Origin of the sequence: Geomonas agri, from assembly GCF_020179605.1 — a bacterium.
In the GTDB taxonomy this organism is placed as follows: Bacteria; Desulfobacterota; Desulfuromonadia; order Geobacterales; family Geobacteraceae; genus Geomonas; species Geomonas agri.
Map to the genome: position 1 here is coordinate 999,391 of NZ_JAINZO010000001.1, position 12,489 is coordinate 1,011,879.

Annotated in this window: 10 protein-coding genes; 6 read left to right on the forward strand and 4 right to left on the reverse strand. The window is 62.4% G+C overall.

All coding sequences use genetic code 11. The annotated features are described in order from the left end of the window. Positions 1–128 precede the first annotated feature (128 nt). Positions 129–1,172 carry a response regulator gene (locus tag K7R21_RS04325; RefSeq protein WP_224982055.1) on the reverse strand — a complete coding sequence of 348 codons (1,044 nt, stop codon included), beginning with the start codon at positions 1,170–1,172 and terminating at the stop codon, positions 129–131. Then, the gene (locus tag K7R21_RS04330; protein ID WP_224982056.1) at positions 1,169–3,493 is read right to left on the reverse strand and encodes a PAS domain S-box protein; all 2,325 of its coding nucleotides are present in this window, start codon (positions 3,491–3,493) and stop codon (positions 1,169–1,171) included. Before K7R21_RS04330 ends, K7R21_RS04325 begins: the two co-directional genes overlap by 4 nt. Before the next feature lie 203 nt (positions 3,494–3,696). On the opposite strand from K7R21_RS04330, the gene K7R21_RS04335 reads away from it, so the two are divergent. From K7R21_RS04335 to K7R21_RS04350, 4 genes are all read left to right on the forward strand, one after another. Then, a complete protein-coding gene (locus K7R21_RS04335) occupies positions 3,697–4,815 on the forward strand; it encodes an efflux RND transporter periplasmic adaptor subunit (RefSeq protein ID WP_224982057.1) in 1,119 nt (372 codons plus the stop codon). Next, on the forward strand, positions 4,812–7,919 hold the full coding sequence (locus tag K7R21_RS04340) for an efflux RND transporter permease subunit (protein ID WP_224982058.1): 3,108 nt from the start codon (positions 4,812–4,814) through the stop codon (positions 7,917–7,919). Before K7R21_RS04335 ends, K7R21_RS04340 begins: the two co-directional genes overlap by 4 nt. Before the next feature lie 107 nt (positions 7,920–8,026). Next, complete coding sequence (fliK, locus tag K7R21_RS04345; RefSeq protein ID WP_224982059.1) at positions 8,027–8,968, forward strand: flagellar hook-length control protein FliK; 942 nt, start codon at positions 8,027–8,029, stop codon at positions 8,966–8,968. Continuing rightward, a complete protein-coding gene (locus K7R21_RS04350) occupies positions 8,961–9,245 on the forward strand; it encodes an EscU/YscU/HrcU family type III secretion system export apparatus switch protein (protein ID WP_224982060.1) in 285 nt (94 codons plus the stop codon). The genes fliK and K7R21_RS04350 overlap by 8 nt, the downstream gene beginning before the upstream one ends. 177 nt (positions 9,246–9,422) lie before the next feature. On the opposite strand, the gene purN is transcribed toward K7R21_RS04350, so the two are convergent. Together purN and purM are read right to left on the reverse strand one after the other, a co-directional pair. Beyond that, the gene (gene purN / locus K7R21_RS04355) at positions 9,423–10,037 is read right to left on the reverse strand and encodes a phosphoribosylglycinamide formyltransferase (protein WP_224982061.1); all 615 of its coding nucleotides are present in this window, start codon (positions 10,035–10,037) and stop codon (positions 9,423–9,425) included. A gap of 16 nt (positions 10,038–10,053) precedes the next feature. Then, on the reverse strand, positions 10,054–11,100 hold the full coding sequence (gene purM / locus K7R21_RS04360; protein WP_224982062.1) for a phosphoribosylformylglycinamidine cyclo-ligase: 1,047 nt from the start codon (positions 11,098–11,100) through the stop codon (positions 10,054–10,056). 122 nt (positions 11,101–11,222) lie between these two features. Between purM and rimI the strand changes: the two genes are divergently transcribed. Next, positions 11,223–11,690 carry a ribosomal protein S18-alanine N-acetyltransferase gene (gene rimI, locus K7R21_RS04365; RefSeq protein WP_224982063.1) on the forward strand — a complete coding sequence of 156 codons (468 nt, stop codon included), beginning with the start codon at positions 11,223–11,225 and terminating at the stop codon, positions 11,688–11,690. Next, a complete protein-coding gene (locus K7R21_RS04370; protein WP_224982064.1) occupies positions 11,680–12,489 on the forward strand; it encodes a dihydroorotate dehydrogenase electron transfer subunit in 810 nt (269 codons plus the stop codon). The genes rimI and K7R21_RS04370 overlap by 11 nt, the downstream gene beginning before the upstream one ends.

A 12,489-nucleotide genomic window follows, 5' to 3' on the forward strand; every position in this document is an offset into this window, starting at 1 on the left:
GCCGGCGACCTGATGGTCCGCCGGCTCTTTTTATTTCTTCCTCCCCCTGGAGAGGGGATGTCAACGGGAAATCCCCCTCCCTACCCCTCCCCCTCCGGGGGAGGGGTTGAGGTTCCAAATGGGTTTTGTTACAGTGTCTTACCGGCCGCCATTTCCCAATCCTCCTTGGGTATGGAGAGGAACACGTCCACCAGCTTCGGGTCGAACTGCTGGCCCGAGCAGCGCACCACTTCGTCCAGCACCGCCTGGAAGGTGAGGGCCTTGCGGTAGGGACGGTCGGAGGTCATGGCGTCCAGGGTGTCTACCAGCGAGAAGATGCGGGCGCTGATGGGGATGGCGTCGCCGGCGACGCGGTGGGGGTAGCCGGCGCCGTCGTAACGCTCGTGATGGAACAGCACCAGTTCGGCGGCGTCGGTGAAGTACTTGATCCCGGCGAGAATGTCGTAGCCGATCTTGGGGTGCTGGCGCATGACCTTCCATTCCTCGTCATCGAGTTTTCCTGGCTTCAGGAGGATGTTGTCCGATACGCCGATCTTGCCGATGTCGTGCAAAAGGGCTCCCTTGCCCATGATGATCCGTTCTTCCGGCCCGATACCGGCCCGCTCAGCAAGCAGGCAGGTGTACGCCATTACCCGTTCCGAGTGCGACCCGACCTCCTTTTCCCTCGCGTCCAGCGCCCGAATCAGCGCTGCCAGGGTGTGCTCGTAGGCGAGGTTGATCTCGCCCATGACGGCCCGGATCACCTCGGTCTGCTCGCGGACCTTGAGTTCCAGGTTGGCCTGGTACTCTTTGTTCTCCATGATCAGGCGCCGTTTCTCCAGCGTGTTCTTAACGGTCAAAAGCACCCGGTCCAGGTTGAAGGGCTTGGTGATGTAGTCCTCGGCACCGTTGTGGATGCAGGAAAGCGCGGTGTCCATGTCGTTCATCGCGGTGATCATCAGCACCGTGGTGTCCGGGGAGACCTGCTTGATATCCTTCAAGAGGTCGATACCCGAGCGCCCTGGCATCATGATGTCCAAAAGCGCCAGGTCCAACTGCTGGCTGTTGATTATGTCCAGGCCTTCTTCGGCACTGCCGGCCTGGAAACACGTGAAACCTTCCTTGGACAGAGTGATGTTGATCAGTTCTCTGATCATGTCCTCGTCGTCGGCTATCAGTATGTTCCCTTTCAATTGCTACCTCCTGGAATCGCCCGCGTCGCTTCTTGCGACCCGGTCCCCTGCAATGTGTCCCTGACCTTTCTGATCAGGGCGTCACTTGCAAAAGGCTTGGGCAGGAACTGCATTCCTCTCTCCAGCGTTTTCTCAAAGCTGGTCCTGTTGTCTGTGTGACCAGACATAAAAAGTACCTTCAGCCCGGGCTTCTTGGCTAGCAGTCGCTCGGCCAGGGTGGGGCCGCTCATGAACGGCATGACTACGTCGGTCAGGAGCATGTCGATCTCATCGGCGTGCTTGTCGAACAAGACGATGCCCTGTTCGGGGTCCGTCGTCTCAAGCACCCGGAATCCGCGCATCCTCAGGGTGTGCACCACCAGGTTCAGCACGCCGGGCTCATCCTCGACCACCAAAATGGTGTGGTCGGTATCGATTTCCTCGTCGAGGTGATGTTTGGCCTGCGATTCCGCCTCTTGCAAGGTGCGCGGCAGGTAGATGTCGAAGCGGGCCCCTTGTCCGGGTTCGCTGATCACTTCGATGTAGCCGCCGCACTGCTTGACGATGCCGTACACGGTGGCAAGCCCCAGTCCCGTGCCGCGCCCCATCTCCTTGGTGGTGAAAAACGGCTCGAAAAGACGCTGCTTCACTTCCGCCGTCATCCCTTGGCCCCGGTCGGTAACGCTCAGGCGGACGAAGCTCCCCAGTTGGGAGCCCGGGTGCAGATGCGTGTAACTTTCGTCCAACTCGCAGTTTCCTGTTTCCACCGTGATCACCCCACCGGTATCGGAGGCGTCGCGAGCGTTTACCACCAGGTTCATGACGATCTGTTCCAACTGCGCGGGGTCCATCTTGATCAGCCCGGCGTCGGGGGCGAGATCGGTGATGAGCCGGATGTTCTCGCCGATGAGCCGCTCGAGCATCTTCTGGACCGCCTTCACCTGGCGGTTGATGTCCAGCACCCGCGGCTCCATGATCTGGCGGCGGCTGAAACTCAAGAGCTGCCTGGTCAGGTCGGCGGCCCGCTCGCCGGCGCGTAGGATTTGTTCCGCCTCCTTGTGCATGGGCGACTTCTCGTCCAGGGACCGGATCAACAGCGTGCTGTACCCGTTAATCACCGTAAGCAGGTTGTTGAAGTCGTGGGCGATACCACCCGCCAACTGCCCCACGGCCTCCATTTTCTGGACCTGACGCAACTGGTCCACGACCAGCTTTCTCTCGGTGATGTCTTCCTTCACACCGACGAAATGGGTGATCTGTCCCTCCGGGTTCTTCACCGCAGATATGGAGCAGCTCTCCCAGTAGAGGTCGCCGTTTTTCTTTCGGTTGTGCAGTTCGCCGTGCCACTCCTTGCCGGAGCAGATGGTCTGCCACAGATCGCGGTAGAAGTCGTCGGCCATGTTGCCCGACTTGAGGATACTGGTCTTCACGCCGATCAGTTCCGGCTCCGAGTAGCCGCAGACCTCGATGAATTTCGGGTTCACGTACTCGATGCAGCCACGCAGGTCGGTGATCACCACCGACACGGGGCTCTGTTCGACGGCTTGCCACAGTTTGCTCAATTCGGCCTCGGCGCGTCTGCGCTCGGTGATGTCGAGCAGGGTGCCGATTACGGCGTCAGAGCCGTTGATCAGGGTCCTGGTGCCGTTGACCTCCAGGTCTATGGCGGCTCCGTCCTGCCGCTTGCCCCTGAAGAAGAAGTGCAGCGGTTCGCTCCCTTCCTTGAGCGGGCGCAGGAACTGGGTCAGGACCCGGATCTGGTCCTCGGCCACGACCAGGTCCACGAGGCTGCGCTTTTCGATCAGGTCGTCGGGCGCGTAGCCGAAAATGTCCCCGAGCTTAGGGTTGGCGTAGATGAAGATGTCTTCCTGCAGCATGAAAATGCCAACCAGGGACTGCTCCACCAGGCTCTGAAAGCGCGCCTCGGTTGCGGAAAGGGCTTCCTCCGCCATGCGCCGTTCGCGGCGCACCACCGCTTCCCTCAGTTCCCGCTTGATGGCAGGGATGAACCGGGAAAGGCGATCCTTGATCAGGTAGTCGTGAGCGCCGGCGCGCATCGCCTCAACGGCCGCGTCCTCCCCCATCTGGCCGGATACCATGATGAAGGGGAGGTCGATGCAGCGCTCGTGCATGAGCTGCAGCGCTCCCAAGCCGCTGAAACGGGGCATGACATAGTCGGAGACGACCAGGTGCCACCCCCCGCGGTCCAGCGCGTCATTCATCTCGTCCGGGGTCTCGACCCGCTCGTAGATGGGCGAGAACTCCTTCTGCAGGTGTCGGACGATGAGGACGGCATCCTCGGGGGAATCGTCTACGATCAGGATGCGCAGTGGATGTTTCATCTGGGCCAAGCCCCCTCGCGTCGGTGCATCTGATACGTAACCTTCCTTCACATCCTTATCGGCTGGCTGTTCCGATAGGTTTAGCTGTGCTGTGATTTTTATGAAAAAAAGGAAAGAGTGTGAATGCTGCTTTCTTGGCTACTAATTACCGGCGGAGTGTGCTATGAATCGTGCAGCCTCCCCGCCGCAAAGGAGAAAACAGCGTGCCCGTCCCTTCTTTTGCCCATTTCTTTCCCAAGATCCTGTTGTTTGTACTTTTGTCCGCACCCCTGGTCGCCGGCTGCTCAAAGCAGACCGACAAGCCGAAGGCCAAAGCTGCCGCACCGGTGACCGTGGCCCGCGCTTCCCAGAAAGACGTCCCCATCGAGCTGCGCGCCATCGGCAACGTCGAAGCGTACGCCAACGTGGCCCTCAAGTCCCGCGTCGCCGGAATGATCACCGGAGTGCAGTTCAAGGAGGGGGACGACGTCGCCAAAGGGGCGCTGCTGTTCACCGTCGACCCGCGCCCGTTCCAGGCGCAACTGGCGCAGGCCCAGGCGAACCTGGCCCGCGACGTCGCCAGTGCCAACAACGCCAGGGAACAGGCGAAGCGCTACGCCTCGCTCTGGCAGGAAGGGATCGTGACCCGCGAGCAGTATGACCAGCTCCAGGCCAATGCCGATTCCCTCTCTGCCTCGGTGGCCTCGCTGCGCGCCGCGGTGGACAACGCCAAGCTGCAGCTCGAATACTGCTTTATCCGCTCCCCCATGTCCGGGCGCACCGGTGGACTCACCACCCACGCCGGCAATCTGGTCAAGGAAAACGACACCCCCCTGGTCACCATCAACCAGATCACCCCGCTCTACGTCACCTTCTCGGTGCCGGAAAAGGACCTGGCCACCATCAAGGGCAAGATGGGCGGCAAGCTCCCGGTCCATGCGCGCGTGGCCGGCAGTGCCGTCGCGGAGCAGGGGACGGTGACCTTCCTCGATAACGGGGTCGATCCCGCAACCGGAACCATCAAGGTCAAGGCCACCTTCGCCAATGCCCGCAAGACGCTCTGGCCGGGCCAGTTCGTCAACGTCGCCATCACCCTCGACACCAGGAAGGGCGCCACCGTCGTCCCCACCCGAGCCGTCCAGACCGGGCAGCAGGGTGAATTCGTCTACGTTGTCAAGCCGGACTCAACGGCCGAGGTGCGTCCGGTCAGCACCGGGCCGTCACTCGACGGCCTGACCGTGATCGAGAAGGGGCTTGCCCCCGGTGAGACGGTGGTTACCGACGGGCAGGTGAAACTGGTACCCGGAGGCAAGGTCGCTGTGAAGGGCGGGGCTCCCGCATGAACCTTGCGGAACTCTTCATCCGGCGCCCGGTAATGACCAGCCTGGTCATGCTCGCCATCGTGCTGGCGGGCCTGATCGGTTACCAGCTGCTCCCGGTGAACGACCTCCCCAACGTCGACTACCCCACCATCCAGGTCACCGCGAACCTGCCGGGGGCGAGCCCGGAGACCATGGCCAGCGCCGTCGCCACCCCGCTGGAGCGTCAGCTCTCCACCATTGCCGGCATCGAGACCATGAACTCCACCAGCGGCCAGGGGATCACCCGCATCACGCTGCGCTTCGCACTGGAGCGCGACATAGATGCCGCGGCCCAGGACGTGCAGTCCGCCATCACCAAGGCGAGCCGCCAGCTCCCCCAGGACATGCCGTCGCCTCCCTCGTACCAGAAGGTCAATCCCGCAGACCAGCCGGTGCTCTACCTGGTGCTCAGCTCGAAGACCCTGCCGCTGTCCCAGGTGAACGAGTACGCCGACACCATGATTGCGCAGCGCATCTCCATGGTGAGCGGCGTGGCCCAGGTGCAGGTCTACGGCGCACAGAAGTACGCGGTCCGGGCGCGGTTGAACCCGATGGCACTCGCCTCCAGGAAGATCGGCATCGACGAGGTGTCCCAGGCGCTCGCCGGTGGCAACGTCAACCTCCCCACCGGCACCCTGCAGGACGCCAGCAAGTCCTTCGCGATACAGTCGCAGGGGGAACTGCTGGACGCGGCTGCCTACCGCCCGCTGATCGTCGCCTACCGTGGCGGTTCGCCGGTGCGGCTTTCCGACCTGGGCAGCGTGGTCGATTCGGTGGAGAACGACAAGATCGCCGGCTGGTACAACGGCAGCGAGCGGGCCATTATCCTCGCCGTGCAGCGCCAGCCTGGGACAAACACCATCGAGGTGGTGGACTCCATCAAGAAACTCCTGCCCGGCTTCCGCGACCAACTGCCCGGGTCGGTCACCCTGCACGAACTCTACGACCGCTCCCAGGCCATCCGACACTCGGTGGCCGACGTCAAGTTCACCCTGGTGCTCACCATCGCGCTGGTAATCATGGTGATCTTCCTGTTCCTCAGGAACCTCTCCGCCACGGTCATTCCGAGCCTTGCGCTCCCCATCTCGCTCATCGGCACCTTCGCCGCCATGTACGCCATGCATTTCTCGGTGAACAACATCACCCTGATGGCGCTCACCCTCTCGGTCGGCTTCGTCGTCGACGACGCCATCGTCATGCTGGAAAACATCGTGCGCCACATGGAACAAGGGGAGCGTCCCATGGAAGCCGCGCTCAAGGGGGCCAAGGAGATCGGCTTCACCATCGTCTCCATGACCATCTCGCTGGTCGCGGTCTTCATCCCGGTGCTCTTCATGGGCGGTATGCTGGGGCGGCTCTTGCACGAGTTCGCGGTCACCATCACCTGTGCCATCCTGATCTCCGGCGTGGTCTCGTTGACCCTCACCCCCATGCTCTGCAGCCGTTTCTTGCATCCTCCCGCGGAGGAGCGCCACGGCAGACTCTACCTCCTGCTGGAGCGTGGTTTCGACGCGCTGCTCGCCGCTTACAGCAGGACCCTCAGCACGGTGCTCAGGTACCGCCGCGCCACCCTTGTCGTTACCCTGGTGATGACCGCGGTCATTGTGTACCTGTTCAAGGTGATGCCGATGGGGCTGCTCCCTAGCGAGGACCTCGACTCTTTTTATTGCACCACCGAAGGGGCGCAGGGGGCCTCCTTCGACGAGATGGTGACCCACCAGCAGGAACTCGCCAAGCGGATTGCCGCCAATAAGAACATCAAGGGGTTCATGTCCACGGCCGGCGCCTCGGGGTCGCGGGTCGGCTCCAATTCTGGCTTCATGTTTGTCACGTTGAAGCCGAGAAGTGAAAGGAAGGATTCGGTCGACCAGGTGATCCAGCAGTTGCGCCCGAAACTGGCCGAGGTGCCGGGGATCCAGGCATTCATGCAGAACCCGCCGCCGATCCGGCTGGAAGCCCAGCTTTCCAAGAGCCAGTACCAGTTCGTGCTGCAAAGCCCGGACACCCAGGTTCTCTATGAAAGTGCGGCCGCCTTCGAGCAGAAGCTGAAGCAGGTGCCGCAACTGCTCGACGTTACCAGCGACCTGCAGCTCAAGAACCCGCAGGTCGACCTGAAGATCGACCGGGACAAGGCAACGGCGCTCGGGGTGACGGCGCAGCAGATCGAGGACGCGCTTTACTACGCCTACGGCTCCCGGCAGGTCTCCACCATTTTCGCCCCGACCAACCAGTACCAGGTGATCCTGGAACTGGAGCCGCAGTACCGGCTCGATCCCTCGGCGCTGGGGCTGCTCTACGTGAGGTCGTCGTCCGGCGCGCTGGTGCCGCTCTCGACCATGACCACGCTCAGTAAGTCTTTGGGGCCGTTGTCGGTGAACCACCTGGGGCAGATCACCAGCGTCACGGTCTCCTTCAATGTGAAGCCCGGGGTCCCCCTGGGCGAGGCGGTGGCGGCGGTCGAGAAGATGGCGGCGAGCACGCTCCCGCCCGGGATCAACACCGGCTTCCAGGGAGCGGCGCAGGCATTCCAGTCCTCGACCAAGGGGCTCACGCTCCTCTTGCTGGCCGCCGTGGTGGTGATCTATCTGGTGCTCGGGATCCTGTACGAGAGCTACGTGCATCCGATCACCATCCTGTCCGGGCTCCCTTCCGCCGGGCTGGGGGCACTGTTGACGCTGATGCTGTTTCACAAGGAGCTGGACCTGTACGCCTTCGTCGGCATCATCATGCTGGTGGGGATCGTGAAGAAGAACGCCATCATGATGATCGACTTCGCGCTCGACGCACAGAGGCGCGAGCGGAAGAGCCCTCTGGACGCGATCCACCAGGGATGCCTGGTCCGTTTCCGTCCCATCATGATGACCACCATGGCGGCGCTCATGGGGACGCTCCCCATTGCGCTTGCCATCGGGGCCAGTTCGGAAGGGCGCCGCCCCTTGGGTCTGGCGGTGGTGGGGGGACTCCTGGTGTCGCAGCTGTTGACGCTCTACATCACGCCGGTGGTTTACTACTACATGGACCGCGCCGTGCATCGTGGGCGGGAGTTTTTCCGGAGAAAAGCGCCGGCGACGGAACTCGTGCCGTGATCGAATCTTTCACCCGGCATCCGGCCCCCTTGCCCCTGGTTTAGGAACGTAGAACGTAGAAGTAGAATGCAGCACGTCTTTCGTCTTTTGCCTTTCTGGGGGCGGACATGTTGATCAACGACGACGCTCAAAAACAGGTACTGACCATCCTCGCCAAGACGGCGGTCACCCCGGCTGCCGACGTGCAGGAGCGCGCCAGTTCCCTGCTGCAGCTGAACCCCGGTCAGCAGGTCAAGGCGGAGATCATCGCCAACCTCCCCAACAGCTTGTACATGGCACGCGTGGCCGGCGAACTCTACAAGCTTGAGATCCCGCTTAACGTGCAGCCAGGGGAAACCCTGGACCTCACCTTCGTCACCGCCGATCCCCGCGTCACCTTCCAGATGCTGCGCCCCCAGACCGAGTCCGTGCAGCTGAGTTCGATGGGGAAGTGGCTTGCCGACGTCGTTGAGAACGCGCCTGGGCTGCCGCCGGCAACCGAACCGCTGGTCGAGCATCCGGAACAGGCCGCCGCCCAGCTGGCGGGGAGGCTGAAGGCGAGCCTGACCCAAAACGGACTATTTTACGAGTCGCACCTGGCCCAGTGGGCGCTGGGCGGGCTTCCCCTCAAAGAAATACTCAAGGAGCCACAGGGAAAGCTGTCCCGTCTGCTGTCCGAGGGGGAGGGTGGTGCGCCAGGTGAGGAGGGTGGCGGCGCCATTGCCGACGGCCGTACCTTGCCGCTCATCAAGGAGCAGCTGCACCTGCTCAATACCGGCGTGCTCGCCTGGCAGGGAGAGGCATGGCCCGGGCAGCAGATGAGCCTGGTGGTGGGGGAGGGGAGCGAGGAGCCGTGGGAGCAGGGGATCGAGGCGAACCTCTCACTGGAACTGCCGCGCCTGGGCGGGGTGAAGGCGAGGCTTCGTTTCACGCCGGAGGGGATTAACGTGGAACTGGTCTGCGACCGTCCCGGCGCCTCCGAAATGATGCGCCAGGCCAGCGGCGAGCTGCGTACCGCGTTGGCTGCACAAGGTCTGCACCTGAACAAGATGGCGGCCAAGGATGACTAGGAAAACGTCCGACATGAAGCGCGCGGTGGCCATGGCCTACAACCCCGCTGAAGGAGGAGCCCCCAGGGTCGTCGCCAAGGGTGCCGGCATCAGTGCCGAAGCGATCATCTCGGTCGCCAAGGAGCACGGCGTCTACGTGCACCAATCTCCCGAACTGGTCGCCATGCTAATGCAGATTGACCTGGACGCCGAAATCCCGCCTGAACTGTACCAGGCAGTTGCCGAGTTGCTGGCCTGGCTCTATTTGCTGGACCAGCAACTGGATCGGCAGCTTTAACCTTCCTTGCGTGTGGTCAACTTCTGCCACTAGCGAACTGTGGCGCTAGAAACCATCATCCAGCAGGTAGTCCGCGTCCTCCAGCGTGGCGCATGGGCGAGGTTACAGCCGAAAGGCAGACAAACAAAAAGCCCCCTGGCGTGGCCAGGGGGCTTCGATGTTCTGTTGGGTGCGGGCTTATGCTGATATGGTGACTACCCTGCCGTCTACCTGTAACAGCCCTTCGGAGAAGAGCCGGACCGCTTCCGGGTAGATCCGGTGTTCTTCTTTCTGGATGCGGGCGCACAGGGTTTCCTCGGTGTCGCCCTCCAGAACCGGTACCGCCGCCTGGAGGATGATGGGGCCGGTGTCGGTGCCACAGTCCACGAAGTGGACGGTGCAGCCGGCGACCTTGGCGCCGTATTCCAGTGCCTGGCGCTGAGCGTGCAGCCCGGGGAACGCGGGGAGGAGCGCCGGGTGGATGTTCATGACCCGCATCGGGAAGGCGTCCAAGAGTACCGTGGTGATGATGCGCATGAAGCCCGCCAGCACCACCAGTTCCACGTCAAGCTCGCGCAGGGTCGCCACCAGCGCCTCGTCATAGGCCTCGCGGCCGGAGTAGGCACGGTGGTCCAGGTGCAGCGCCGGGATGCCCGCCTTCCTGGCTCTTTCCAGGCCGTATGCGTCCGCCTTGTTGCTGATTACGCAGACCACGCGCCCGTTGACGGCGCCGGCCGAGCAGGCGTCCATGATCGACTGCAGGTTGCTGCCGCTGCCTGAGATCAGTACCCCTATTTTGAGTTCTTTTCCCATAGAGGTTTCCCGCGGACTAGACCAGCTCCACGCACTCCTTGCCGGCTTCGCACTTGACCACGTCGCCAATGATGAAGGCGTTTTCGTTCAGGCCGGTGAGCCTGATCATGATGTCGTCTGCTTCCTGCTCCGGCACCACGAGCACCATGCCGATGCCGCAGTTGAAGGTGCGGTACATCTCGTTTTCCTCGATGTTGCCGCCTTTCTGGATGATCTTGAAGATCTCCGGCATTTCCCAGGTGTCCTTCTTGATGACGGCCTTGCAGCCGTTGGGGAGCACGCGGGGGACGTTCTCCAGCAGACCGCCGCCGGTGATGTGGGCGAGGCCGCTGATGTTGAAATCCCTGAGCAGGTTCAATACGGAGCGGACGTAGATACGGGTCGGGGTGAGCAGTTCCTCGGCAACGGTCTTGCCCAGGCCCGGGAGTTCGTCGTTGATGTTCAGCCCCATGTGCTCCAGGATGACCTTGCGGGCCAGCGAGTAGCCGTTGGAATGCAGGCCGGAGGAGGTGAGGCCGATCAGCTTGTTGCCCACGGTGATGGAGGAGCCGTCGATGATCTTCTCGCGCTCGACCACACCGACTGCGAAGCCGGCCATGTCGTACTCGTCGCCGGTGTAGAAGCCGGGCATCTCGGCGGTCTCACCGCCGATCAGGGCGCAGCCGGCCTGAACGCAGCCCTCGGAAACACCCTTGATGATCGAGGCGCCTTTCGCGGGGTCGAGTTTGGCGGTCGCCAGGTAATCCAGGAAGAAGAGGGGCTCGGCACCCTGGACGATGATGTCGTTGACGCACATCGCCACCAGGTCGATGCCGATGGTGTCATGGCGGTCGGCCAGGAAGGCAAGTTTCAACTTGGTGCCGACGCCGTCGGTGCCGGAGACCAGCACGGGGTGTTTGTACTTGCCGGTGTTGAGCGAGAAGAGGCCGCCAAAACCACCGATGTCGGCGAGGACTTCCGGGCGGGAAGTGGCCTTAACCAACGGCTTGATCATCTTGACGAAAGTATTGCCGGCGTCTATGTCTACCCCGGCGTCTTTATATGTGATTTTCTTCTCTTTCAAGGTGAAACCTCCGATAAAGTAAAGACGAAATCTATCCCATTCCCCCGTAAAAGTCAAAGTGAAAAAGTTGTTTACTTCGACAGGTCCTTTGCTTAATATGCCTTGCTGTGCCAGCCTCGGGGATGAAAATAACACTGCGTGCCATGTGTGACGGGGACTTAGACAGTGTCCTTCGGATCGAGGCGGCATCGTTTCCCCGCCCCTGGACCCGGCGTCATTTTCTGGACGAGATCGAGCATCCCGACAGCCACCCGATGGTGGCCGTGACCGGTTCAGGAACGGTCGCCGGATACCTCTGCCTGAAACAGGTGCTGGACGAGGCGGAGATCCTCGACGTCGCCGTCGACCCCGCTTGTCGTGGGGGCGGCATCGGCCGCGCGCTGGTCGACTGGGCCATCGCCTTTTGCCGGGACCACACGTTGCGCCTGCTTTGCCTGGAAGTCCGGGTGGGCAACCACGAGGCGATCTCTCTGTACCGGCGCCTGGGCTTTGCCGAGGTGGGGCGCCGCAAGAACTACTACGAAAATGGCGACGATGCCATTCTGATGGACCTATCCATAGCTCAAGTAGAGGAATGCGATGCAGTTTAAATCCATGGTTATCTCCAACGTCGAGGTGTCGCCCAATTACTTCAGGATGCGGATGACGGCTCCCCAGGAACTTTCCTCCTCGGTACCCGGCCAGTTCGTCATGCTGAAGGTGAACGACGCCATCGATCCGCTGCTTAGGCGTCCCTTCGGCCTCTTCGACGTGGGCAGCTTCGTTCCCGAGTACGCCGGTTGCGGCGCGCAGGTCTACTGCGAGATTCTGTACAAGGTGGTGGGCAAGGGGACCAAGCTCCTCTCAACGCTGCACCACGGCGACCTGGTCGACCTCCTGGTCCCGCTGGGCAAGGGGTTCCAGATGGGGCCCGCCGGCGAGGAGAAGGTGCTGGTAGGGGGCGGTGTGGGACTCGCCCCGCTGTACTACCTCGCCAAGCAACTCAAGGAGCGTGGCGAGAAGGTGCGCCTGTTCGCCGGGGGGCGCAACCGCGACGACGTCCTGTGCATCACCGAGTTCGAGAGGCTTGGCGTGGAGACCTACGTGGCGACCGACGACGGCACCCTGGGCGAGCGCGGTTTCGTGACCCAGGTGCTGGAGCGCCACCTTGCCTCCGGCATGCGCATCTTCGCCTGCGGACCGACGCCGATGCTGAACGCGGTGGCCAAGATGTCCGAGAAGCACGGTGTTCCCTGCCAGGTTTCCATGGAGGCATACATGGCCTGCGGCGTGGGTGCCTGCCTGGGCTGCGTCATGAAGGGGGCCAACCACAGCGACGAGACCCCGGACTACCGCTGCGTCTGCAAGGACGGTCCCGTTTTCGACAGCTTTGAACTGCAATGGAGTTAG